Consider the following 25,280-nt stretch of genomic DNA (forward strand, 5'->3'; position numbering starts at 1 on the left):
AGACGAAAGAGGTGATGGATGGGCGTCGCTGGATCCCTTTCCGGCCCGGGGGGCGGCCCTTCGGGGCCGGTGATGGACCGGGACGAGATCGACCGCGCCCTGGCCCGGCTCGGCGCCGAGCACGAGGCGATCGAATCGTCCCTGCTCGCCCTCCAGGACCATGCCGGACGCCGGCTGCTCGAAGGCGCCGAACTGACCGGGGTGACCCGGGACCGGTGGGCCGCGGCCGAGCAGTCGATAGCCCTGCTCTGGGGCTACTTCGACGCCTATACGGCCGCGCTGGCCGGGATCCGGGACATCAGGGCCCGGCGGCGCTGGTCCAGCCGGGAGGATCTCGCGGAGCTGACCGAGCGGCTGCGCGGCCCCAGCGTAACCGTGGCGAACCCGGCCACGACCGGTGCGGCGAACGGGCCCGCGGCACTGTCGGTCACCGGCCCCGCGAAGCTCTCCGAGCGTTTCACCCTCGAAGAGCTGGTGGACCGGATGAACGAGTTGTACGCGGACTCCCTCGACATGGTGGTGACGGCGGACGCGGTCTGGTCGGCCCTGCCCGCCCGGATCGACCTGCTCTCCGCCGAACTCCAGCGCACCCGTACCCTGGCGCACTCCGTCGGGGTGCGCCCCGGGGAGCATCCGTCGGGCGACGACCTGGAGTCGATCACCCATGAGCTGACCACCCTGCGGGCCCAGGTGATCTCCGACCCGCTGGCGTTCTGGCGGCCCGCGAGGGGGAGTTCGGCGCCCGGCGGTGGACGCCCCGACACCGACCGCTACGACCGGGCGGCCCGGGGTCTGGAGGACGTCCGCCGGGAGATCGAAGCGGTGCTCGGGGTCCGTCAGGACTCGGAGGAGCGGCTGATCAAACTGCGGTCCATGCTGTCCAGGGCCGACCGCACCCTGAGTGAGGCGCGGACGGCCCGCGGCGAAGTGCTGGCGAAGATCGCGGCCAGTGAGGTGCCGGCGGTCAGCGGGCCGCCGACCGCACTCCAGGAGCGGCTGGCCACCGCCGCCGAGTACCGCAGACACTCCCAGTGGCACCGGCTCTCGCCCCTGCTGGAGTCCCTGGAGCAGGAGGCGGAGGAAGAACTGCAGCGGGCCCGCGAATCGCTGACGGCGGTGACCGCCCCGCTCGCGGTCCGGGCCGAGCTGCGCGGCCGGCTCGACGCCTACCGGGCGAAGACGGCACGGCACGGGCTCGCGGAGGACCCGGTGCTGATCGAACGGTACGACGCGGCCCGCCGGATGCTGTGGAGCGCGCCCTGTGATCTGCGGGTCGCCGAGCAGGCGGTGCTGCGCTATCAGCGGGCCGCGGCGGAGGCGCTGACGCCAACGGAGCCCGGAGGGACCGGCTCCGCCGACCGCAGGGGGGACGCGTGAGCGGAAACGGCAACGGCGGAGCGGGCGCGGCCCCGGGGGCCTGCCAGCGGCCCGGCTGCGAGGGGCGCTACGACGACGTCGGCGGCGGCGAACTCTACTGCGACACCTGCGGTCTGGCGCCCGTCGTGGCGCCCGGCCGGAGCAGCGCCCGCCCGGACGGCGCGTCCGCCGCCGCGGGTGCCAAGGGGGCGGTGCACTCCGGGGGGTCGGGGCGGTCCGGCCGGTCGGCCAGGTCCGCGCGTTCCGCGCGCTCCTCCCGGTCGGCGCGCTCCTCCGTATCGAAACGGTCGGTCTCGGGGCGGCTCTCCCGCTCCCTCTCGGGGACGAGTACGTCGAGTACGTCGCTGCGATCGGTGTCGGTCCGCTCCAGCGGCTCCGCCACCCGGGGCTCCGCCCGCAACCGGCTGGGTGCCGGTCTGGTGTCCGTTCCCGAGGTGCCGCGGCCCGAACCGCGGTCCGCGGTGATGGCCGAGCCCGAGGTGCCGGAGCGCAAGCGGTTCTGCTCCCGCTCGGACTGCGGCGCCCCCGTGGGCCGGTCCCGCGGCGACCGCCCCGGGCGTACGGAAGGCTTCTGCACCTCCTGCGGCCATCCGTACTCCTTCGTCCCCAAACTCCAGCCGGGCGATATCGTCCGCGGCCAGTACGAGGTCGTGGGCTGCCTCGCCCACGGCGGCCTGGGGTGGATCTATCTCGCCATCGACCGCGCCGTCGCCGACCGCTGGGTGGTGCTCAAGGGCCTGCTCGACACGGGCGACCAGGACGCCATGGAGGTGGCGATCTCCGAGCGGCGCTTCCTCGCCGAGATCGAACACGCCAACATCGTCCGCATCTACAACTTCGTCGAGCACCTCGACCAGCGCACCGGATCCCTCGACGGCTACATCGTCATGGAGTACGTCGGCGGCAAATCCCTCAAGGAGATCGCCAACGCCCGGCGGGACCCGGGCGGGCGCCGCGATCCGCTGCCGGTCGAACAGGCCTGCGCGTACGGTATCGAGGCGCTGGAGGCCCTAGGCCATCTCCACAGCCGCAATCTGCTCTACTGCGACTTCAAGGTCGACAACGCCATCCAGCAGCACGACCAGTTGAAGCTCATCGACATGGGCGCGGTCCGCCGGATGGACGACGACGAGTCGGCGATCTACGGCACCGTCGGCTACCAGGCCCCCGAGGTGCCCGAGGTCGGCCCCTCCGTCGCCTCCGACCTGTACACGGTCGCCCGTACCCTCGCCGTGCTGACCATCGACTTCACCGGCTACACCAACGTGTACGCGGACTCCCTGCCCGATCCGGAGAAGGTCGAGGTCTTCCGTACCTACGAATCCTTCTACCGGCTGCTGGTGCGGGCGACCGACCCGGATCCGGCCCGGCGGTTCGCCTCGGCCGAGGAGATGGCGGAGCAGCTGACGGGTGTGCTGAGGGAGGTGGTGGCCATCCAGACCGGGCGGCCGCGTCCGGCGCTCTCCACCCTGTTCGGGCCCGAGGTGAAGGTCACGGACGCCCAGATCTTCGCCGAATCCCCCGACGACGTCTCCCGGTTGGGCGCCCGACCGGCGCCCCGCGGGTTCCTGGGCCTCTCGGCGGGGGGCCGCAGGCCCGCGCCGACCGGGGCCCGGCTGACGATCCCGGCGCAGGCGTCCGGCCCGCCCGCCCTCCAGGGTCCGGGCGGCGGCGCACCGGGGCCGGGCGCGGCCGGGCCGCCGGGCCGGCCCGCCCCGCATCTCCTCCCGCTGGACACCGCGGCGGTGGCGCTGGCCCTGCCGGTCCCCCGGGTCGACCAGAACGACCCCAACGCCGGTTTCCTCGCCGGGCTGCTCACCGCGGCCCCCGCCGAACTGATCGCCGCCCTGGCGACCGCGCCCGCCGCCTCGTGCGAGACCGGACTGCGGGAGGTGCGGGCCCGGCTGGACATGGGCGACCGGGCGACCGCGGTCACCGTCCTCGAACGGCTGGAGCAGCGCTTCGGCGACGACTGGCGGGTCATCTGGTACCGCGGCCTGGCGTCCCTGGTGACGGGCGACAAGGAGACGGCTGCGCTCTCCTTCGACGCGGTGTACGACGCGTTTCCCGGCGAGCCCGCACCCAAACTGGCCCTCGGCATCTGCGCCGAGGTCCTCGGCCAGCTCGACAACGCCGCCGAGTACTACCGTCTGGTGTGGGCGACCGATCCCGGCTATGTCAGTGCCGCGTTCGGCCTGGCACGGGTGCAGCTCGCCGCCGGGGACCGGGCCGGTGCCGTACGGACCCTGGAATCGGTGCCGGAGTCGTCGATCCACTACACCGCGGCGCGAGTCGCCGCCGTCCGGGCGCGGCTGCGCCGCCGCCTTCCGCAGGAGGAGCTGACGGCCGATCTGACGGCCGCCTCGGAGCAGGTGACGGCGTTGCGGGAGTTCGGTCTGGACGCGGTCCGGCGGGAGTTGCTCACCACCGAGGTACTCGGCACGGCCCTGGACTGGGTACTCTCCGGTAGTCCCGGAGCACCGCCCGCCCGGTCGGGCGCCGCGGGTTCGGCTCCGTCCGGCGGCGCATCCCGTGCGCTGCTCGGCAGCCCCCTCGACGAACGGGGCCTCCGCTTCGGGCTGGAACGCTCCTACCGGGTACTCGCCCGGCTCGCCCAGCGGGGCGAGGAGCGCATGGACCTGGTGGAGCGTGCCAACCGCTTCCGCCCCCGGACGTGGGTGTGATCAATGCCGTCGCAGAACTTCCAGCAGGCCGGGGGCGCCTTCTGCCCCGGCTGCGGCGAGCCGGTGGAGTCCGACGACCGCTTCTGCGGCCGGTGCGGAACCGGGCTCCCGGCCTTCGGAGGGGCGGTGCCGCCGCCCTCCGCCGACCGTCCGACCCTCGCCATCGGTACACCGCTTCCGCCGCCGTCCGCCGTACCGGCTCCGCCCGTACCACCGGTGCCGGGCGTACCGCCGGGTCCGCCCCGGGTCGCTCGTCCGGGTGAGCCCGGGGCGGGCGGGGCGCAGGAGCAGCCGCGCTCCCGGATCTCGGCCCTCGCCGATCCGGGCGGCCCGGCGCCCGCCGGGGCCCGCTCCCCCGCCCCGGGCGTCCGGCACGACCAGCGGGCCGCCGCCTCCGGTGCGGGCGTGGGGCATTCCCGTACGGAGCCGTCCTTCGGGCCGTCCGCGACCGGGCACACCCCGCTGACCGAGGTGTCCGAAAGGCCCGCGGGAGTGACGGCGTACACCACCGGTACGGCCCGTCTCGGGCCGTCCGCCGTGGACGCGCCGGACGCCGGGACCGCCGTGAACACCGGAAACACCGCAAGCGCCGGCAACCCGGCGAACGCCGGAAACACGGAAACCACCCGGACCGCCGGGACCGCCGGGACCGCCGGAGACCCCGCGGAATCCGGGGACTTCGCGCTCCAGCGGCCCGCGCCGCAGGTCCCGGCGGGGCCGCCCGCTCCGCAGGGTGCGGCACCCGGGGAGCAGGGTCCGGGACGGGAGGGGCCCGGGGCCGCCCCGGATCCCCGGACCCCCGCCCCCGGCAGCGGCAGCGGCAGCGGCGGCGGCGGCGGCAACGGCGGCAAGCTGTGCGTGGCGTGCCGCGCCGGACGGGTGGACACCGACGGCTACTGCGAGAACTGCGGCCACGCCCAGCCGCGTGAACGGGACCATATGGAAGAGGAGCTGGACACGGTCGCCGCGGTCAGCGACCGCGGACTGCGGCACCACCGCAACGAGGACGCGTTCGCCGTCTCGGCCACCGCCCTGCCGGACGGTTCGCCCGCGGTCGTCGCGATCGTCTGCGACGGCGTCTCCTCGGCCACCCGGCCCGACGAGGCGTCACAGGCCGCCGCCCGGACTGCCTGCGATGTGCTGGTGGACTCGCTGCCGCGAGGTACGCATCCCCAGCAGGCCATGCGGGACGCCATCGTCGCCGCCGCGGCCGCCGTGAACGCGCTCGCCGCCCCGGGCGCGGGCCGTGACGCCGCCGGACACCACACCCACCCCCAGCAGAACGCCCCCGCGTGCACCATCGTCGGCGCGGTCTCGGCGAGCGGGCTGCTGATCGTCGGCTGGGTCGGCGACAGCCGGGTCTACTGGGTGCCCGACGACCGCTCGGGCCCCGCGGCCCGGCTCACCGAGGACGATTCATGGGCGGCCCAGATGGTGGCGGCGGGCCTGATGACCGAGGCGGAGGCGTACGCGGACGAGCGTGCCCACGCGATCACCGGCTGGCTGGGCGCCGACGCGTACGAACTGGATCCGCACACGGCCGTGTTCCAGCCCGACCGGTCCGGCGTGGTCGTGGTCTGCACGGACGGTCTGTGGAACTACGCCGAGACACCGGAGGAGATGGCCGGAGCCATGCCGTCCGATGCCGCCCGGTGGCCGCTGCGCAGCGCCCGGGCCCTGGTCGGGCACGCCCTCGACGGCGGCGGCCACGACAATGTGACGGTGGCGGTCCTGCCGTTCGCCGTGGGACGCCAGGGAGGTGGCCGGTCCTGAGTGCATCCGTGTGCGCACCGGTGCGTCCGCGGTTGTGACTGCCGGGCGACCGCCGCCCCCCTTTCTCGACGGAGCCACCGTCGTCGGCCCCGCCACACCGTCCGATCCGTCCGTTCCGTGTTGGAGTGCGCCCAAGGAGCCGCCCCGATGGCCAATTTCGCCAAATCGCGAGTGCCCGGATTCTCCGTCGACGTCTACCAGAACGAGTTCCTCCCCGAGGGCGGCCGCGAGGTCAGTGCGATCGTCACGGTCACTTCGACCGGTGGTGGCACCAGTGGCGGCGCGCCGCTGTCGGGGGTCTCGGCGTCACCGGCCGGTATCCCCGTCTCCGCGCCGTCCGCCGCTGTTGTGATCATGGTCGACTGTTCGGGCTCGATGGACTATCCGCCGCAGAAGATGCGGAACGCGCGCGACGCCACGGCCGCCGCGATCGACACCCTGCGGGACGGTACCGAGTTCGCCGTCGTCGCCGGAACGCATATCGCCCGGCAGGTCTATCCGGAGAGCGGCGGTCTCGCGGTCGCCGGGCCGGGTACCCGGGCCGATGCCCGTAACGCGCTGCGGAGGCTGTCCGCGGGCGGCGGTACGGCGATCGGCACCTGGCTGCGGCTCGCGGACGAACTGTTCGCCGGTGCCGGGGCCCGAATACGCCACGGCATCCTGCTCACCGACGGCCGGAACGAACACGAGTCCCCGGCCGAACTGCACGGGGCGCTGGAGTCGGTGGCGGCACGGTTCACCTGCGACGCCCGGGGCGTGGGCACCGACTGGGAGGTGAAGGAGGTCACCGGTATCGCCTCCGCCCTCCTCGGTACGGCGGACATCGTCGCCGACCCCGCCCATCTCGCGGCCGACTTCACCGCCATGATGGAGAACGCGATGGGCAAGGAGGTCGCGGACGTCTCCCTGCGGGTGTGGACGCCCGTCGGGGTCGAGTTCGCCTTCGTCAAGCAGGTGGCGCCGACGGTGGAGGACCTCACCGCCCGGCGCACCGAGGCGGGCCCGCGGGCCGGGGACTATCCCACCGGCTCCTGGGGCGACGAATCGCGCGACTACCACCTCTGTGTACGGGTCCCCGAGGCAGGTATCGGGCAGGAGATGCTGGCGGCCCGGGTCTCGCTGATCGTCCCGGCGGGCGACGGCGGCACCCCGCAGGTCCTCTCCCAGGGGCTGGTCCGGGCCGTGTGGACGGACGATCTGGCGTCGTCCACCGCGATCAACCCGCAAGTCGCCCACTACACGGGGCAGGCCGAACTGGCCCAGGTCATCCAGCAGGGGCTGGATGCCCGCAAGTCGGGAGATATCGACGGCGCGACGGCGAAACTGGGGCGTGCCGTCCAGTTGGCCGAGGCGTCCGGAAACGCGGACACTGCGAAACTCCTTTCGAAGGTGGTGGACGTGGTCGATGCGGCGACGGGTACTGTGCGACTGAAAGCAAAGGTCGCCGACGCCGACGAGATGACCCTCGAAACGCGCTCGACGAAAACGGTCCGCGTCAAGAAATAGCCGCGTACCACCGCCACGACGGATGAAGCAGCGGCCCGCGGGCCGGACAGGAGAGGGGGAGGCGCCTCCATGCCGACCTGCCCGAACGGACACCAGTCGGGTTCCGACGACTGGTGCGAGGTCTGTGGCCACCGTATGGCCGGCCCCGGCGCTCCCACGGGGGGCGCGGTGCCCCCTCCGCCGCCCCCGGGGTACGGATTCCCCGGCCCCGGCGGCAGCTTCGCGGGCCCCGGCGATCCGAACGCCACCGCGCACGCCGAGCTGTGCCCCCAGTGCCGTACGCCCCGTGAGGCCAACGCGCCTTTCTGCGAGGAATGCCGCTACAACTTCCTGACCAACACGGCGACCTCGTACACCCCGGTGGCGACCGGGCCGCGGCCCGGCCTGAACCTCCCCGCGGGGTTCACCAACCAGCCCGGACCTCCGCAGCCGGGCCCCGGCGGGCCTCAAGCGCCCGGTTCGGCCGGAATCCCGGGCTTCCCCGGCGGTCCCGGGGGCGGCCCGCAGGGGCCGGGCAGTCCCGGCCCGCAGGGCCCCGGCGGCGGCCACGACCCCTTCGACTACCAGAGTTCGCGTCCGTCGCAGCTCAACCGCCCCGCGGAACCGCTCCAGGAGGCGCCGGGCCACGGCCACCAGGCGCCGCCCGGTTTCCCGGGTGCCCAGCAGCCGCCGTTCCCCGGCGGTCCCGATCCGCGCGGTTTCCCGGGGCCCGGGGGTCCTGCCGGTCCGCCGTCCGGTTTCCCGGGGTCCGGCGGTCAAGCCGGTCCGCCGTCCGGTTTCCCGCAGGTCCAGCAGCCCCCGGCGCAGCAGTCGCCCCCGCCCGGGACGGGGTCCGCGGCACCCGGCGCGGGTGCGCCGCCCGTCGACGACTGGCCGCTGAGCCCGCCGTCGCCCGCGCCGCAGGGCCCCCCGCCGGGCTCGTACCAGCCCCCGGCGCCGCCTCCCTACGGCGGCCCGCAGGGTCCCGGCGGGCCGATCCCCGGCCACCCGGGTGCGTCCGGCGGCGCCCCGGCCCCCGGACCGGGCGGCCCCGGACCCGGGCAGCACCAGTCGCCGCCCACCGCGTCCGGCGGCTACACCGCGCCCGGCACCTGGACCGCGGTCATCGGTCCGGACCGCGACTACTTCATGGCGATGATGCAGCGCAGCGGCCCGGACGCCGGGAGCCTCAATCTGCCCGCGTACTCCCCCGAGCAGCGTCTGCCGCTGACCGGGAACCAGATCACCATCGGACGGCGCCGCCAGTCGACCGGCGAATCCCCCGATATCGACCTGTCGGTGCCGCCGGAGGACCCGGGCGTCTCGCACAAGCACGCCGTGCTGGTGCAGCAGTCCGACGGTTCCTGGGCGGTCGTCGACCAGAACTCCACCAACGGCACCACGCTCAATGGTGCCGAGGAACCGATACAGCCGTATGTCCCCGTACCGCTGAGCGACGGCGACCGGGTCCATGTCGGGGCCTGGACGACGATCACCATCCACCAGGGCTGAGCCGCGACCGGGCGTTGCGGGACGGACGTGGGCCGTCCCGCGCGGCCGGATCCGTCCCGTACCGGACTCGCATCGGGCGCGCACCGGACACGTAGGACACGTACCGGACTCGCATCGGGCGCGTACAGGACGGCAGTGTTCCGCATCTGTCCGTATCGGCCGGTATCCGGCGATCTGCGGCTCAGCCGGTCGTGCCCTCCCCGAGGGGCCAGACGTACGGGCCCGCGGGGTCGTCCAGCCAGGCCCACTGGAGGCGTTCGCCGACCGTGATCCCGAACCGGTCGCGGCGCGGCCGGCGCTCGCGCTGCCAGAGGGACAGCGCCTCGTGCGGGTCGAGACTGCCCGCCGTCAGCGCCAGCAGGAAGCGGAACAGTTCGTTCTCGACCGCGGGGCGGGGCAGGCCCCTGGGCCGCAGCACCGGGGCACCGCCCGCGCCCCGCAGGGGGACGAAGAAGGCCGGGGTGCGCAGGAAACGGCCCTCCGCGAACCGGCCCCGGGCATCGTCGCGCACCCGCAGGACGACCAGGCCGGTGGAGACGGGGGCGATGATCCGGGCGTCCGGCCGGCACTGGGCGAGCCAGTCGTGGGGAATCACGGGCAGCGTGCAGGTGGCCACGATCCGGTCGAAGGGCGCCCGCCCCGGCACCCCCCGGGTCCCGTCGCCGGTCACCACCGCGGGCCGGTAGCCCGCCGCCGCCAGATGGGTCCGGGCGGATTCGGTGATCTCCGGGTCGAGATCGACGGTGGTGACCCGGGCGGCACCGAGCCGGTGGCAGAGCAGGGCCGCGTTGTAGCCGCTGCCCGCGCCGATCTCCAGCACCCGGTCCCCGTACCGCACCTCCAGCGCGTCCAGCATCCGTGCCATCAGCGACGGCTGGCTGCTGGAGGAGAGCAGCGCGCCGTCGCGGACCCGGGTGGCCAGCGGTCCGTCCGTATAGGCACCGCGCAGCCAGCGCTCCCGGCGTACGGGGTCGGGATCCTCTCCCCACAGCCGCTCCCAGCCGCCGGGGCGGCCGGGGCGCGCGGGCACCGGGACGTAGTAGTACGGGACGAACAGATGCCGGGGCACCTCCTCGAAGGCCAGCCGCCATGCGGGGTCCGTCAGCCCGCCGTCGGCGACGATCGCGTCCACCAGCGCGCGGCGGGCTTCGTCGGCGGGCTCGGTGTACCGCTGCGGAAGGGTCCCCATGCCCTCCACTGTGCTGCGCGGCCGGTCCCGACGCGAGCACCACGGCCGGGCGGGCCCTGGACGGGTCCTAGGACCCCGGTCCTGGTCCCGGTCATCTGAGACGATGGACGGGTGAACGAGATTCCGCGGGGCACCCTTCAGGAACAGACCTTCTACGAGCAGGTGGGCGGCGAGCCGACCTTCCGCCGTCTGGTTCACCGCTTCTACGAGGGTGTCGCGGACGATCCGCTGCTGCGGCCGATGTATCCGGAGGAGGATCTCGGCCCGGCCGAGGAGCGGTTCACGCTCTTCCTGATGCAGTACTGGGGCGGGCCCCGTACTTACAGCGAGAACCGCGGCCATCCGCGGCTGCGGATGCGGCATGTGCCGTTCCGGGTCGACCGGGCGGCGCACGACGCCTGGCTGCGGCATATGCGGGTGGCGGTGGAGGAGCTGGAGCTGGCGCCGGAGCACGAGACGCAGCTCTGGAACTACATGACGTACGCCGCCGCCTCGATGATCAACTCCGAAGGCTGACAGGGGCCCCGGCCCGGTCCCGTGAGGGCGCACCGCACGCACCGGCCACCACGGGTCACCGGGCGGGCACCGGCGGTACGGGGGCCGGAAGGACGGCGTCGGAGGGGCCCGGTCCCGCGAGCCGTCCACGGGCGTGACCACAGGTATGACCGGAGCGGGGGCGGGCCCGGACGGTAGCCCCGGGTCCGGATGGTGACCGGGGCGGTGGAACGGCGGTGCGGTCAGCCCGGGTATCCCAGTCGCCGGGAGAGCAGGGCGGCGACGGCGACCACCCGTTCCGCGATCTCCGGCAGCAGTTCGGTCCGGAGCCGGTAGGCGGGGCCGGAGACGCTCAGCGCGCCCGCGACCGTCCCGTCGTGGCACCGTACCGGCGCGGCCACCGCGTTGAGACCGGTCTCCAACTCCTCGACGGCGACCGCGTACCCCCGTTCGACGGTCTCGTCGAGCAGCCGCGCGAGCAGGGCGGGCGCGGTGACGGTCTGCGGTGTGTAGGCGGTCGGCCCGGCGGCGAACACCCGCTCCCTGACCGCGGCGGGCGCATGGGCGAGCAGCACCTTGCCGCTGGAGGTGGCGTGCAGCGGGGTGCGGCGGCCTATCCAGTTGTACGAGGTCACCGACGCGGCGCCCCTGGCCTGGGCGACGTTGACGGCCGCGTCGTCGTCGAGGACCGCCACATTGACCGTGTCCCCGATCTCATCGGCCAGTGCCCGGCAGAGCGGGGCGGACTCCTGGGCGATATCGAGGCGTCCGGCGGCCGCGCCCGCGAGCCGGAGCAGGCCCGCGCCGAGGCTGTACTTGCCGCGTTCCCGCGCCTGGGTCACCAGGCCCCGGTTCTCCAGGGCGCCGAGGAGACGGAAGGCGGTCGACTTATGGACCCCCAGCTCATCGGCGATCTCGGTGACTCCGGCCTCGCCGTGCCGGGCCAGGCTCTCCAGGACGCTCACCGCCCGGTCCACGGACTGCACCGCGGCGGCGCCCCGGTCCGTCGTCGTCATCCTTCGTCCACCCCCGTGCCCCCTGGGCTCGTCCCGCCGGGCGCGCCGTCGCCGTACGCGCCCTGCTGCCGTTCCGTACGCCCCGGACCTGCGCCGGGCGCCCCGCCGGACACGGCGCGGCGGCTCCGTACGGCGCATCTGCCCCCGCGCGCCGGGCTCAACCGCTTCGGGTCGGGGTGAGGCCGAGTGCCCCCAGACCGGGGCCGCCGGGCCCGCCCGCGCGGAGCGCGACGGAACCGAAGGGGGTACGGAGGCGAAGCCAGGAACCGGGGGCGGCCAGCAGCGCCACGGGGGCGCCGGGGCGCAGGAAGCCGAGGGAGTGCGCAGCGTGCACGGCGCGCAGCGGCAGCCGTACTCCGGGCAGCTCCCGGGACCAGATCTCGCGCCCGATGCGGTCGCGCTCGGCGCGGTTGCGGTGCTCGGGGGGCAGTTGCTCGTCGCGGCGGCGGAACTCGGCGACGGCGGCGGCGACGACGGCCCGCATATCGGCGACCGCGGGAAGGCCGGGCAGTTCGCTCCAGCCGCCGCGGGGCGGCAGCACCCCGGTCCACGGCGGGCCGGTGACGGGTGCGGGCAGGGTGAAGCGGGAGCCGTCGATACCGTCGAGTAGTTCACCGGCGGAGACAGTGGTGTCGAGGGCGGCCGGGGAACCGAGCCGGGCGGTGCGGACCGCGAGTACCTCGAAGGACGGCGGGCGGCCGAAGACCGCGAGATGGGGCTGCGGGCTGCCGCCGGGTACACCGGCCTGGACCCGGACGGCGGCGGCCCGGTCGTAATGGAGCAGCCGGGCGAGGAAGGCGGTGAGGTCGTCCGCCTCCCGGGCATCGGCGAGGTTCAGGCTCTGCACGGACACGCTCATGCGACCAGTGCGCCTTCGTCGGCCCCTTCCAGATACTGCTGGAGGTGGGCGCGTTCCTCGGCGCTGATCCGGCGGGGCCGGCCGGCTTCGAGGTCGTAGGGGACGACGACCGTCGAGGCGCGGACATAGACCTGGGAGGCGCCTTCGGCGTCCTTGACCTCGTAGGCGATGGTCAGGGACGCGGCGCCGATCCGGGTCACCCAGGATTCGACGGTCACCGGTTCGTGCCGGTGGACCAGCGGCCGCACGTAGTCGATCTCGTGGCGGGCCACCACCGAACCCCCGGAGAAGGAGGGGGAGCCGTCGCCGGGCCGGAGCCGGAACATGAAGTCGATCCGCGCCTCTTCCAGATAGCGGAGGAAGACGACGTTGTTGACATGCCCGAAGGCGTCCATGTCGGACCAGCGGAGGGGACAGCGGTAGATGTGCCGGGCCATGGGTGACGGTTCCCGCTTTCTCTGTCTGCTCGTGCTCTCTGTACTCACGGAGCCGCGGCCGTGCGGACCGGAACGGTCACGCGGCCGCGGCTCCCGGAGCGGGCCGCCCGGCGTCCCGGGCGGCCCTGGGGCGCCTCAGCCCCGGGTGAGCTTCTTGTAGGTGGCGCGGTGCGGGCGGGCCGCGTCCGCGCCGAGGCGCTCGACCTTGTTCTTCTCGTACGACTCGAAGTTGCCCTCGAACCAGAACCACTTGGACTCGCCCTCGTAGGCGAGGATGTGGGTGGCGACCCGGTCGAGGAACCAGCGGTCGTGGGAGACGACCACGGCGCAGCCGGGGAACTCCAGCAGCGCGTTCTCCAGGGAGGACAGGGTCTCGACGTCGAGGTCGTTGGTCGGCTCGTCGAGAAGCAGCAGATTGCCGCCCTGCTTGAGGGTGAGCGCCAGGTTGAGGCGGTTGCGCTCACCGCCGGAGAGGACGCCGGCGGGCTTCTGCTGGTCGGGGCCCTTGAAACCGAAGGCGGAGACATAGGCCCGGGAGGGCATCTCGACCTGGCCGACGTTGATGTAGTCGAGTTCGTCCGAGACCACGGCCCACAGGGTCTTCTTGGGGTCGATGTTCGACCGGGACTGATCGACGTAGCTGATCTTGACGGTCTCGCCGACCTTGATGGTGCCGGCGTCCGGCTCCTCGAAGCCCTGGAGCATCTTGAACAGGGTCGTCTTGCCGGCGCCGTTCGGGCCGATGACGCCGACGATGCCGTTCCGGGGCAGGGTGAAGCTGAGGTCGTCGATCAGCAGCTTCTCGCCGAAGCCCTTGGAGAGGTTGTTGACCTCGACGACGACGCTGCCCAGCCGGGGGCCCGGCGGGATCTGGATCTCCTCGAAGTCCAGCTTGCGCATCTTGTCGGCCTCGGCCGCCATCTCCTCGTACCGGGCGAGCCTGGCCTTGGACTTGGCCTGCCGGCCCTTGGCGTTGGAGCGGACCCACTCCAGCTCTTCCTTGAGCCGCTTGGCGCGCTTGGCGTCCTTCTGGCCCTCGACCTTGAGACGGGTCTGCTTGGTCTCCAGGTAGGTGGAGTAGTTGCCCTCGTAGCCGATGGCGCGGCCGCGGTCGAGTTCCAGGATCCAGCCCGCGACGTTGTCGAGGAAGTACCGGTCGTGGGTGATGGCGACGACGGTGCCCGCGTACTTGGCGAGGTGCTGCTCCAGCCACTGCACCGACTCGGCGTCGAGGTGGTTGGTGGGCTCGTCGAGGAGCAGCAGGTCGGGGGCTTCCAGCAGCAGCTTGCAGAGCGCGACGCGGCGCTTCTCACCACCGGAGAGGTTGGTGACCGGCCAGTCCCCGGGGGGGCAGCCGAGGGCGTCCATGGCCTGCTCCAGCTGGGCGTCGAGGTCCCACGCGTTGGCGTGGTCGAGGTCCTCCTGGAGCTTGCCCATCTCCTCCATCAGCTCGTCGGTGTACTCGGTCGCCATCTGCTCGGCGATCTCGTTGAACCGGTTGAGCTTGCCCTTGATCTCCGCGACGCCGTCCTCGACGTTCTGCAGAACGGTCTTGGACTCGTCGAGCGGCGGCTCCTGGAGCAGGATGCCGACGGTGTATCCGGGCGACAGGAAGGCGTCGCCGTTGGACGGCTGCTCCAGACCGGCCATGATCTTCAGGACGGTGGACTTACCGGCACCGTTCGGGCCGACCACACCGATCTTGGCGCCGGGCAGGAAGCTCAGCGTCACGTCATCGAGGATGACCTTGTCGCCGTGCGCCTTGCGCGTCTTGCGCATCGTGTAGATGTACTCAGCCAAGAGAAACCGTCCGGCAGATAAGTGGGTGGGCAGAGATACACCCCATCTTGCCGTACCGCGCTGCCGTGGCGGAAACCGGCAGCCCCGGCCGCCCGGCCCGCCCGTCCGCCCAGGGCCCTCGCCCGGCGGCCCGCCCACGGTTCGGGGCGCCGGGCCGGCAATGCGGACGGCCCCGAGCTGCCGTGAGGCTCCTCGGGGCCGTGGGGCCGGAGAGGAGCCCGTGTACTCACGGGCCCTCTCCGGACCGGCGCGGATTCACTCCGCGCTCAAGGGCGACTACTCTCCGGCGGCCGCCTTCTTCTTGCGGAGGAAGAAGACCGCGCCTCCGCCGAGCGCGACCAGCGCGACGGCGATCCCGGCGATCATCGGGGTGGCGCTGGAGCCGCCGGTCGCGGCCAGGTCGCCGCCGGTCGACGAGCCGGTGGTGCCGGTGGTGGTGGAGCCGGTCGTGCCCGTGGTGCCCCCGGTGCTGGTGCCGCCTGCGGTGTTCGGGGTCGGCTCGGACGACGGCTTCGGGGTCGGCTTGCCGGCCGGCTTGCAGTCCAGGACGCCCTTGAAGTTCTCCTTGAACCCGTCCGGGCCGGTGATGGTGATGTCGTACGCCTGGTCCTCTTCGACCGGCACGGTCACCGTCTTGGAGCCGCCCGCGGGGACGGTGTGCTCCGCGCCCGCGAGGGTGAAGGTGAACGGGGAGTCGCCCTTGTTGGTCGCGGTGACGTCGACGCCGTTCTTGTCGCAGTTCTCCTTGAAGGTGACGGCCGGGACGGGGCCGGTCCTGGCCCAGCTCGCGGCGGCCACCGCGGTGACGTCGGACTTGCTGGAGCCGGCCAGGATCATCGTCTGGCTGGTGCCTTCGAGGGGGGCGAAGACGCGGCCGACCGGAACAGTGGTGCCGGCGCTCGCGTTCAGCTTCGCCGTGCCGTCGGGGGCGTCGGCGGGAACCTCGAAGTACACCTTCTGCTGGTCGACGGCGCTGTCCAGCGGCTTCCCCGCCTCGTCCACGACCTTGACGCCGATACCGGCGGCGTCGGGCGACAGCTGCAGCGCCGCCTTCGCGGCATTGGTGGTGACGGTCACCGGGCCGATGCGGGTGCCGGGCTTCCCGGAGACGGCGAGCGGGGTGAACGCGAGGGAAGCCTTGGGCTCCTCCAGCGCCGTCGCCTCCTTCTCCAGGTAGTCGGCGAGCAGCTCCGCGTTCGGGTCGGCGGCGGTGACATCGGCCTTGTCCGAGTAGCGCCAGATGGCGACCTGAGTGCCCGCGGCCGCGGTCTTCTCGGTGAGCGACCCGGGCTTGGCCCCGGCCTTCTGCGCCAGCGCCGTCAGATCGTCGACCTGCGGGAAGGAGTTCTGGAGAATCCAGCGGATCTTGCCCGCGTTCGGGTTCTTGTTGAGGACACTCTCGTCCCAGGGGGTCTCCCGGTACTTCGTGCCGTCCTCGGTCGGGTTGTGGAGGTCGATGCAGTACGTCTTCAGCGTGCCGCCGCCGTCGCCGGTCAGCTCGAAGAGGCCGGCCGGCATCTTGAACGGCGCCTCGCCCGGTGTGTGCAGCAGAGCAGTGTCGTAGACCTTCAGCCCGGACAGGGTGGCGACCGCGCCGCCCCCGTGCTGGACGCCGTCGGTGGCGGCGGCCGCACCGGCACCGGTGAGAGCACCGGTCGCGACCAGGCCCGTCACCACGGCGGCGGCCGCGGCCCGGCGAGCGGCGGACCGCCCGCGCCCACCGGACGCAGACGGCGCGGACGACGCAGAGAACAGTGCAAACACAGAAATCCCCTCCGGGCGAGGCTCGTTGCATGATGCGCACGATGCGTGTGGGGAGTGCGCCTCGCCTACAGACTCAAGTGCCCCGTGAGTACGGGGGAATCCTATGGACGCCGAAGCAGCGGCATCCCCCGCCGTACCGTCATACAACCATTCCGAATCGGAATCGTTATCACCGATGGCCGCACCAACCACCCCACCCCCTTCCTTATCGACAAATCTCCTGCGCCAGAATGGCTTGAACGGAGTGCACTTGGCCTTAAACACGCAGGTCAGTGCGGCAATCGCAGCTTTCGCAACACCATTGGACAAACATGGGAAGGATGCGCAGGGAAGGTCCGGTGAATCGCCCGGAGAACTTCCGGAGACGGTGTGAAGGCATACCCGGGAACGGGGGTTGCAGAGAAAATGCAACCTTCGGCGGCTGCCGGTCACCGGACCTCCGCGATCGGTGAGGACGCCTGGTCCCGCCGGGGGCGGTGAGGGGGCCTCGTCCCGCCGGGGGGTGGTGAGGGGACCTCGTCCCGCCCGCAGACGGCAGCGGTCTCAGGATGCGGAAGCCGTACCGGCCCGGTGGGCGGGCTTGTGCCCCCTCCCCCGCTCAGGACCCGGCCGCCGGGGCGCCCGCCCCCGTGACGGGCCGGATGGCCCGGCGGAACGCCGACGTACCCCGGTTGAGGTCGTGTCCCACCGCGATCGCGTCGATGTCGACGAAGACCCGGCGCCCCGGATCCCCCGCCCTCCCGGACTCGGCCTCCCGGGCACCAACGGGTCCCGCCGCGCCACCGGGTCCCGCAGTGGCAACGGGTCCCGCGGCACCCCCTTCCTCACCCTTCCTCTCGACCTCCCGCACCCGCAGCCGTCCGTGGACCAGCAGGGGATCGCCCACCGATACCGAACCCGACACATTGGCCGCGAGCCCGCGCCAGGCGAAGACCGTGTAGAAACTCGTGGGCCCGTCCGTCCAGACACTGCGCAGCCGGTCCCAGCGCCGTGGGGTCACCGCCATCCGGAACCGCGCCACCGGGCCGTTGACCGTCTCCCGGTACTCCACGCCCGTCGCCGCGTTGCCCACCAGCGTCACCGTCGTCTCACTCATGACGTCCACTCCCCCTCCGGACCCCCTCGGGCCCAATTCCCGGCCGAGCCCCTTCGGCCCACCCGCCCCGCACCGGCCGGGCTCCGCCGCCGCGGCCGGTTCCGGCGCTCCCGGCGCCGGAACCCCATGCTGGGCCTTGGGGGAATTCCCCGCCGGGCCCTGTGGACTAGCGGCCGTTTGTGGAAAAGCCCGTCACCCCCAGAACAACTCCCCCGCCCCCGCTCCCCCGCCCGCCCCGGCCGCCACCGGTTCCGCGTGAACCGCCCAGCGCCGTACGGGTGGTACTGCCCGCAACGGCCGCGTACTGCTCCCGTACCTCCCGATAGCGCATCAGCTCGCCCGCGACGGGGTCGAGCACCATCGCCCGCCCGCACCCCGCGGCCGCCTCCCGCAATCTGCGCCGCGCATCCTGCCCGTACCGTCGCGCGGGGCCCCGTACCACGGCCGTACACGCCCACTCCACCAGCGGCCCGCCGACGATCCCGGCGAGCATCAGCAGCGCCGGTTGGACCAATCCCGGCTGGAACACCCCCACGATCTGCCCCACCAGCCACAGCCCGCCGTAGATCTGCACCAGCGTCATCGACGCCTGGGCCAGTACGGCCGCGGGCCACCAGGCCGGGCGCAGCGGCCGCCTCCCGGTCTCCGCCTCCTCCCTGACGGCCAGTTCGTCGAGGGCTTCCGGCAGCCCGTCCGAACCCCGTACCGCCGCTTCCCGCACGGCCTGGGCCCAGGGCGCGGGCAGTCCCGACGCGGCCTCGTCGGCGACCGTACGCACCGCATGCTCCACGCGCTGGCGCGCCGTCAGCTCCTCCTCGGCGGGCGTGCCGGCCGCGGGCCGTGCCTCCCCGGGCATGCGCTTGCGCTCGTACCAACGCCACAGCCGCAGCCAGGGCGTACCGCAGGCGCGGCCGGCGTGCCGGCGCCACTCGCGTTCGGCTGCCTCGCCCGCCGCGTCGGCGCCGACGGCCTCCGCGAGCCGGTCGGCGAACTCCTCACGGGCGCGTTCGTCGAGTCCCGTACGGCCGGTGGCCACATAGGCGCCGCGCAGCCCGTGGGCGGCGGCGTCCACATCGGCGGAGAGCCTGCGCGCGGCCGCGGTACGGTCCCGTACGAAGGCGCCGAGCAGTTCCCGCAGTTCCCCGAGGCCTGTACCGGTGAGGGCGGAGACGGGGAGGACGGTGGCGCCCGGGTCGCCGTGTTCGCCCAGGGCCATGCCGTCCTCGTCGAGCAGCCGCCGCAGATCGTCCAGGACCTGGTCGGCGGCGTCGGGGGGCAGCCGGTCGATCTGGTTGAGGACGACGAAGGTGACCTCTGCGTGCCCGGCGAGGGGCCGCAAGTAGCGTTCGTGCAGGGCGGCGTCGGCGTACTTCTCCGGGTCGACCACCCAGATAACGGCGTCGACGAGGGCGAGGACCCGGTCGACCTGGTCCCGGTGCTTGCGCAGCGCCGAATCGTGGTCGGGGAGGTCGACGAGGACCAGCCCGGAGAGTTCTTCCGCCCCGCCCGCGAGGGGCCGGCGCCGCAGCCGGGGCGGAATCGCCAGCCGGTCGAGCAGCCCCGCGGCCCCTTCCGACCAGGCGCAGGCGATCGGTGCCGAGGTGGTGGGGCGGCGCAGCCCGGTCTCGGAGAGCGGGACCTGCGCCAGGGCGTTGAAGAGGGTGGACTTGCCGCTTCCGGTGGCGCCCGCGATGGCGACGACGGTGTGCCGGGCGGAGAGCCGGCGGCGGGTGGCGGCCTCGCCGAGAACCCGTCCGGCTTCGGTGAGGGCGTCGTCGTCGAGGCGGGTGCGGGAGAGTCCGACGAGTTCGCGGAGGGCGTCGAGCCGGTGGCGCAGCCCGCCGCCGTACTCCATCTCCGTCATCTCCCCGTCGTCCGCGAGGTCTTCCCGTCGCTCCGCCTCGCTTTCCGCCTCCGGCCCCGTCGCTTCCCTTCCCCTCTCCTCCTGCCTCTTGCCGGTCTCCCGGCGGGGATCCTGGTTCGCGCGGCGGGCGATGAGCCCGTCGTCCCAGCGCCGCTCGTCGTTCTCCACGCCTCATCTCACCTTCTGTAGTAGGGACAGCGCGGCGATCAGTTCGGCCTGCGGTTCCGGGGAGATGTCGAGGGCGTCGAGCGGTGCGAGGCGGCGGTCGCGTTCCCCGTCGAGTACGGAGCCGATGGCCGCGCCCAGGAGTTCGCCGCCCCGGTCGCGGAGCCGGAGCGCGGTCATGGCGCCGATCCGTTCGGCGAGGCGTTCACCGGCGGATCGGGCCCGGCGCCCGCCGAGCAGGGCGGCGGCGACCAGGGCGGCCACCGTCTCGGGGTCGGGTGCGGGGGTCCGGTCGACGCCCTGTACCTCCTCCTCCGCCAGTTCCTCCAGCTCCCGCCGCCACCGCCGGACGGCGATCCCCAGCCGCTCGGCGGCCTCCGGGTCGGGGCGTGCGGCGGCGACCCCGGCCGCCGCGGGGTCACGGCGCCAGACCTCCCGTACCCGCTCGTCGGCGGCGGCCACGGAGCATTGCACCAGCGCGGACAGGCTGCCGGTCAGGGCGTCCAGCAGTTCACCGGCGGTGCTGTCGCGGGGGAAGCCGCGCCACCGGGTCCGGGCGTCGCCGGCGAGTACGGACCCGGCGGCCAGCTGCTTGTCGAGGCGGGCGCGCTCCCGCTCGTACGCCCCCTCGACAGCGCCCATCAGCCGTACGGAAGCGGCGTACTGCCCGGCGACGGCGGACGCCAGCTCGGGCATCCGCGCCCGGAGGGAGTCGATCACCCCGGTCGCGGTCCGGCCGAGCGCCTGCTGACGGGCGGCCGGGTCCTCGACGCGATGGGCGAGCCAGGCGTACAGCGGCGCGACCGCGGTCCTCGGCAGCAGCCCTCTGCCGCCGCCCGCGGATTCGGGCAGCTCGGGGATGGTGAACCGGGGCACGTCTCCCAGTCCGGCCTTGGTCAGCAGGGCCGCGTACTGCCGTGAGACCTCGTCGATCACCTGGTGCGGGACCCGGTCGAGAACGGTGATCAGGGTGGCGTCGTACTCCTTGGCGGTACGGAGCAGATGCCAGGGCACGGCGTCGGCGTAGCGCGACGCGGTGGTGACCATGACCCATACGTCGGCCGCGCAGATCAGCTCGGCGGCCAGCAGCCGGTTGTCGACCACCAGGGAGTCGATATCGGGTGCGTCGAGCAGGGCCAGCCCGCGGGGCAGCCCGGACGCCTTCTCCACCCGCAGCTCGGCCCGTCCGGCGGCCGCTGTGCCCTCGTTCTCCTCCTGGTGGGGCAGCCAGACCCGGGTGAGCCGGGGCAGTACCCGGGTCCCGCTGAACCAGTGGTGATCGTCGGGATGGCAGACGAGCACCGGTGTCCTGGTGGTCGGCCGCAGTACCCCGGCCTCGCTGACCCGTCGCCCGACCAGCGAATTCACCAGCGTCGACTTCCCGGCCCCGGTCGACCCGCCGACCACGGCGAGCAGCGGGGCGCCCGGGTCCTTGAGCCGCGGTACGAGATAGTCGTCGAGTTGCGCAAGCAGTTCTCCGCGCGTCTGCCGGGCCCGGGGCGCCCCGGCCAGCGGCAGCGGCAGACGCACGGCGGCGACCCGGTCCCGAAGGGCGGTCAGAGCATTGATCAACTGAGGCCGTGCATCCAAGGTCACCACATGTGAAGAATGCCCAATTTTTCAGCCATTTTGAAGCGTATGGGCATGTCTGCGCGCCGGTCAGACAGAGCGGACAGAGGGGATGAGTGCGGCGCAGGTATAACGAGTGCACAACATGCTCGACCGGAGGCGGGAAAAGCGCTGCGGGAATCGCACCTGCCTGCGATTATCGGTTCGCTTCACCGAACCTCCACATCGAGCCACGCAGGCGAAGCAACGGGGTCAAGGCAACGGGAGCTTTATCCTTGTCCCCGGCACGGCCACGGACTCTCACACTCCGTTTCTCCGCGGCCACCACGATCCGGCCCCCGTAGCTCAGTGGATAGAGCAGGCGCCTTCTAAGCGCTTGGCCGCAGGTTCGAGTCCTGCCGGGGGCGCTTACGCAGCCTCACCGGCGCGAATGCCGGTGGGGCCTTCGCATGGCCACCTGCCCGGCGTGCTCAGGCCAAGCTCCTTGGCCTGCCGCGCGCCGGGTGTCTGGTCCGGCCGTCGGCGGACGCATACGGCGTGGGCCGGGGAGAGCCCGGGGGCGCCCCTGAGAGGGTGCCGGCTACTCCGTGCGAGCCTGTCGCCCTTCCCGGTCGAGGATCCCGTGGACGATGGAATCCCGCCATTCCCCTGCCTTGTGGACATGCTCACGGATCCGGCCCTCCTCCACCATTCCGGCGGCGGCCATCGTCGCGGCACCGGCGGCGTTGAGCGGCGACCGGGCGGCCCGGATCCGGTGGAGGCCGAGCGTGTCGGCGCGGGTTCACCGTCGCCGAAGCGATGGACCGCTCCACGATCGCGGCCACCTGGTCGCGGGTGCGGGGCTCAAAGCCGAGGTGGCGGGTGGCCGCCGGGCTGCCGTAGACCGCGAACACTCCGTCCACGTCGCAGGGGCTCAACTCCCGCAGGGCGAGACGCGGTCCGGGCAGATGGACGGGCTGCCTGGCCGGAGCCTGCTCGGCGGCCCCTGTCCCCCTGCCTGCCGCTGTCGGTCTCGCCGGGAATGCAGGATTTCCAGAAGATCCAAAGGGGGCAGGAAGCAACAACACGGGGGGCGTGGGCGATCGGATGTTCCGGTGATTCGGTCAACCTGCACCCGGCTTGAGTCATTCTTTGCCACCTCATAGTCTTCTGAGGGTTTTCCCTTGACCCTGTCCTGGAGGCGGGCCGTCGTCCCCGTTCCGCCGCAATCCTCAAGGGCCCGTCCGGGTCCGGGAGGCCGGTGTGCAATGCCATGACAGAAGGAGTCTCGGCATGATCCGCCTTTCCAGGACGATTTGCTCAAGGTCGTTGGCCGTGGTGGGAGCGGCAGCGCTGTTGGGTGTGACGGCGCCTGCGCAGACGGCGCAGGCAGCACATCTGACCTGCGGGCAGACGGTGACGACCAGCGTCGTCCTCCACGCCGATCTGCTCAATTGTCCCGGCGACGGCCTGATCGTCGGCGGCAGCGGTATCACCATCGACCTCAATGGACACACCATTGACGGCGTCGGTCTGGGCGTCGGGATCCGGAACAACGGGTTCGCGAACGCTGTGATCACCAATGGCAGCGTCACTCAGGGCCGGGTGCAGCAGTTCGATCACGGGGTACAGCTCAACGCGGGCACCACCGGCAATATCGTCGAGAAGATCGCCGTACAGAGCAACGAATTCACCGGTATCGGGCTCACCAACGCTCACACCAACAACCGTGTGCGCAACAACCTCGTCGACCGCCAGTCGCACCGGGGTATTGCGATCACCGCGGCCTCGAACGGCAATGTGATCACCGGCAATACGATCAGTGGCAACCAGGGCGAGGGTGTCTACCTCCAGAACTCCGCGAGCAACCATATCGAGGGCAATGGGATCAGCGGCAGCGGCGGCGTCGGGCTGATCCTGGAGGGCTCACGCGCCAATACCCTGCTGACCAACACCGTCGGCACCAGCGGCGATGCGGCAATCACTCTGCGGGTCGGCTCGAACGGCAACCTCGTCCAGGGCAACTCGTCGGCCCGGAGCGCGGACGCCGGGCTGATCGTCTCGGACTCCTCGGGGAACCGGGTCCTCTCCAATACCCTCCAGGGCGCCGGCGACAGCGGAATCGTCCTCCAGTCGGCCCACAGCAACACGGTCAACGGCAACGACGTCCGGGGGAACACCGGCGGGATCGAGCTGAGCTTCTCCGACAGCAACGTGATCCACTCGAACAACGCGAGCAGCACCACCGGAGACGGGATCAGCCTGGGCGGCTCACTCCGGAACGACCTCCAGCTCAACCAGGCCAACGCCAACAACGCACGCGGCATCTACGTCACCGGGGACGCGGCCGCCGGGGCGGGCAACAAGCTGATCCGCAACACCACCAACACCAACAAGGGCGGCGGTATCGCGGTCTCCAAGTCCGCTCACACCATCCAGGCCAACACCGCCCGCGGCAACAACGGCTGGGGCATCTTCGCCGACCCGGGGAACATCGACGGCGGCGGCAATCTGGCCAGTGGCAATTCACAGGCCGGGCAGTGCTCAGGGGTCGTCTGCGCCCCCTGACGTATAAGAGAGAGGGGACTGTTACGCCCGGCACAGCGTTCGTGTCGGGCGTAACAGCAGGGCGGGCGCCCCCGGGCCGCGCGGGACTCAGACCAGGTTGTGGCCCGGCAGGGTCGTACCGCCGGACCAGTCCACCCGCGGGAGCGCCGTGGACGGGACGATCGCGTTCGCGGCGGGCCAGCTGTTTCCGGAGAGGTCGTTTCCGACGATCGCCGCACGGGTGACGGCCCCGTTGAGCGTGATGCCGAACTGGGCCGCCGTCATGCCCTTCACCCGGTTTCCGGTGACTGTGCAGTCCGTGGCCGAGCCCGCCACCCGGATCCCCGCGACAGACGCTGCGCGAACGGTGTTTCCTGAAATCAGTACATCGGCGGCGGCCCGTGCTCCGTCACCGACGTAGATTCCGTGGTTCGACTTCGTCTCCCGTACGGTGTTCCCGGAGGCGATCGCCCCTTGACAGCCGGCGATATTGATACCGTTGGAGCCCGTCGCGAGAGTGGTGTTGCCGTTGATGGAGACACCGTCGGAATCCACCGCGTAGATCCCGGTGCTCACGGTGGTATCGACATGGTTCGCGCTGACGATCGCCCCCGGCGCATCCGCGATATGGATGCCGTTCCCGGAGATATTGCGCACGGTGTTTCCGGAGACGACGGCGCCCGTGATGCGGTTTGCGGAGTTCCCGGCGACCCGGATTCCCGAGACCGCGCAGTCCGTCACGACGTTTCCCTTGACCACGATGGAATGGGAGTTCGTACGCTGGTCGGGGGCGGCGACCGTGAGCAGGATCGCCGTCTGTCCGGTGCCGGTGATGACGTTGTCCGCGATGACGGAGTTGCGCCAGCAGAAGGCGTGGACGCCTTCCCGGGTGGCGCCCTCGATACGGCAGCCGAGGATCTGGATGTTGTCGTAGGTGCGGTCGATGTCCGAAGTGTGGCTGCCGATGGCCCGTCCGGCCGCGGGCAGACGGCTGGAGGGGCCGAAGTAGCAGCCCTGGACCAGGATGTTCCGGCAGGTCGTCAGGCCGTGCTGGGGGATCGAGGAGCTGCCGGAGCGGGCGATGTCGATCTGGACGGACTCCGAGAAGCCCCGGTCCTGCGCGACCGAGTTGTCCTTGAAGCCCTCGAAGCGGGAGTTGAGGATCCGGCCGCCGTCGATCGCGTTGAACTCGACCCCGTGGGCGGAGGAGATATTGCGGATCACCACGTCCCGTACCGTGATGTCCCGGGCGTGGATGAAGGCCATGACGTTGGTGGTACCGGTGACCGTACCCACACCCGCGTGCGCCGCGTTGCCGTCCCAGATACCGCCCTCGACGGTGATCCCCGAGTTTCCCTCATAGCCGGGGAAGCTGTCATCGGTCAGAAAGTTTCTCAGCACCCCGCGCGTCGTGGCTACCGAGCGGACGGTGGCCCCGTAGGCGGAGATCGTGGTGTTTCCGAACACCACGAGGAAGTTGTCAACGGCATAGGTCCCGGCGGGGATGACCACTGTTCCACCGCCGGCCTGCCGGGCGGCGTCGAAAGCGGACTGCATAGCAGTGGTGTCGATCGTCGTGCCGTTTCCGGTGGCACCGTAATCGCGGACGTTGAACACTCCGGGCTGAGCCGCAATCTGCACAGGTGAACCTTTCCGTCGTTCGAATGAA

17 protein-coding genes and 1 tRNA gene are annotated in these 25,280 nt (G+C 72.2%); 8 read left to right on the top strand and 10 right to left on the bottom strand.

The genetic code is table 11. The features are described from left to right. The first annotated feature begins 18 nt into the window (after positions 1-18). From ACIQ9E_RS15085 to ACIQ9E_RS15105, 5 genes are all read left to right on the top strand, one after another. On the top strand, positions 19-1,377 hold the full coding sequence (locus tag ACIQ9E_RS15085) for a hypothetical protein (RefSeq protein ID WP_403706933.1): 1,359 nt from the start codon (positions 19-21) through the stop codon (positions 1,375-1,377). After that, on the top strand, positions 1,374-4,061 hold the full coding sequence (locus ACIQ9E_RS15090; protein WP_403706935.1) for a tetratricopeptide repeat protein: 2,688 nt from the start codon (positions 1,374-1,376) through the stop codon (positions 4,059-4,061). The genes ACIQ9E_RS15085 and ACIQ9E_RS15090 overlap by 4 nt, the downstream gene beginning before the upstream one ends. A gap of 3 nt (positions 4,062-4,064) precedes the next feature. Beyond that, on the top strand, positions 4,065-5,834 hold the full coding sequence (locus ACIQ9E_RS15095) for a protein phosphatase 2C domain-containing protein (protein ID WP_403706937.1): 1,770 nt from the start codon (positions 4,065-4,067) through the stop codon (positions 5,832-5,834). A gap of 147 nt (positions 5,835-5,981) precedes the next feature. After that, the gene (locus ACIQ9E_RS15100) at positions 5,982-7,340 is read left to right on the top strand and encodes a VWA domain-containing protein (RefSeq protein WP_403706939.1); all 1,359 of its coding nucleotides are present in this window, start codon (positions 5,982-5,984) and stop codon (positions 7,338-7,340) included. A gap of 69 nt (positions 7,341-7,409) precedes the next feature. Next, positions 7,410-8,831 carry an FHA domain-containing protein gene (locus tag ACIQ9E_RS15105; protein ID WP_403706941.1) on the top strand — a complete coding sequence of 474 codons (1,422 nt, stop codon included), beginning with the start codon at positions 7,410-7,412 and terminating at the stop codon, positions 8,829-8,831. Between the two features lie 181 nt (positions 8,832-9,012). Here the strand turns inward: ACIQ9E_RS15105 and ACIQ9E_RS15110 are convergent, their stop codons facing one another. Next, entirely contained in the window at positions 9,013-10,020 is a 1,008-nt protein-coding gene (locus ACIQ9E_RS15110) for a methyltransferase domain-containing protein (RefSeq protein WP_403706943.1), read from the bottom strand. Positions 10,021-10,131: 111 nt separating this feature from the next. Here ACIQ9E_RS15110 and ACIQ9E_RS15115 point away from each other — a divergent pair, with 111 nt between their 5' ends. Further along, a complete protein-coding gene (locus tag ACIQ9E_RS15115) occupies positions 10,132-10,536 on the top strand; it encodes a globin (RefSeq protein ID WP_403706945.1) in 405 nt (134 codons plus the stop codon). A gap of 221 nt (positions 10,537-10,757) precedes the next feature. Here ACIQ9E_RS15115 and ACIQ9E_RS15120 read toward each other — a convergent pair whose 3' ends face one another. The 8 genes from ACIQ9E_RS15120 to ACIQ9E_RS15155 form a co-directional block, all read right to left on the bottom strand. Further along, entirely contained in the window at positions 10,758-11,531 is a 774-nt protein-coding gene (locus tag ACIQ9E_RS15120; RefSeq protein ID WP_403706947.1) for an IclR family transcriptional regulator, read from the bottom strand. Between the two features lie 157 nt (positions 11,532-11,688). Next, a complete protein-coding gene (locus ACIQ9E_RS15125) occupies positions 11,689-12,390 on the bottom strand; it encodes a hypothetical protein (RefSeq protein WP_403706949.1) in 702 nt (233 codons plus the stop codon). Beyond that, the gene (locus ACIQ9E_RS15130) at positions 12,387-12,827 is read right to left on the bottom strand and encodes an acyl-CoA thioesterase (RefSeq protein WP_403706951.1); all 441 of its coding nucleotides are present in this window, start codon (positions 12,825-12,827) and stop codon (positions 12,387-12,389) included. Before ACIQ9E_RS15130 ends, ACIQ9E_RS15125 begins: the two co-directional genes overlap by 4 nt. A 135-nt stretch (positions 12,828-12,962) precedes the next feature. Next, positions 12,963-14,627, bottom strand: coding sequence for an energy-dependent translational throttle protein EttA (gene ettA, locus ACIQ9E_RS15135; RefSeq protein WP_403706953.1), 1,665 nt, complete (start codon positions 14,625-14,627; stop codon positions 12,963-12,965). A gap of 276 nt (positions 14,628-14,903) precedes the next feature. Continuing rightward, the gene (locus ACIQ9E_RS15140) at positions 14,904-16,304 is read right to left on the bottom strand and encodes an LAETG motif-containing sortase-dependent surface protein (RefSeq protein ID WP_403706955.1); all 1,401 of its coding nucleotides are present in this window, start codon (positions 16,302-16,304) and stop codon (positions 14,904-14,906) included. A gap of 685 nt (positions 16,305-16,989) precedes the next feature. After that, positions 16,990-17,487, bottom strand: coding sequence for a single-stranded DNA-binding protein (locus ACIQ9E_RS15145; protein WP_403706957.1), 498 nt, complete (start codon positions 17,485-17,487; stop codon positions 16,990-16,992). A 166-nt stretch (positions 17,488-17,653) separates the two neighbouring features. Next, a complete protein-coding gene (locus ACIQ9E_RS15150) occupies positions 17,654-19,351 on the bottom strand; it encodes a GTPase (RefSeq protein ID WP_403707398.1) in 1,698 nt (565 codons plus the stop codon). Between the two features lie 171 nt (positions 19,352-19,522). Then, positions 19,523-21,106, bottom strand: a complete 1,584-nt coding sequence (locus tag ACIQ9E_RS15155) for a dynamin family protein (protein ID WP_403706959.1) — start codon at positions 21,104-21,106, stop codon at positions 19,523-19,525. Between the two features lie 313 nt (positions 21,107-21,419). Here ACIQ9E_RS15155 and ACIQ9E_RS15160 point away from each other — a divergent pair. Continuing rightward, positions 21,420-21,492, top strand: a tRNA-Arg gene (locus ACIQ9E_RS15160). A gap of 907 nt (positions 21,493-22,399) precedes the next feature. Beyond that, complete coding sequence (locus ACIQ9E_RS15165) at positions 22,400-23,632, top strand: right-handed parallel beta-helix repeat-containing protein (RefSeq protein ID WP_403706961.1); 1,233 nt, start codon at positions 22,400-22,402, stop codon at positions 23,630-23,632. A gap of 87 nt (positions 23,633-23,719) precedes the next feature. Here the strand turns inward: ACIQ9E_RS15165 and ACIQ9E_RS15170 are convergent, their stop codons facing one another. Continuing rightward, positions 23,720-25,252: a right-handed parallel beta-helix repeat-containing protein gene (locus tag ACIQ9E_RS15170; protein ID WP_403706963.1), complete on the bottom strand. Its 1,533-nt coding sequence runs from the start codon at positions 25,250-25,252 to the stop codon at positions 23,720-23,722. Between the last annotated feature and the right edge of the window lie 28 nt (positions 25,253-25,280).

The organism is Streptomyces sp. NPDC094448, assembly GCF_044763775.1.
Lineage (GTDB): Bacteria > Actinomycetota > Actinomycetes > Streptomycetales > Streptomycetaceae > Streptomyces.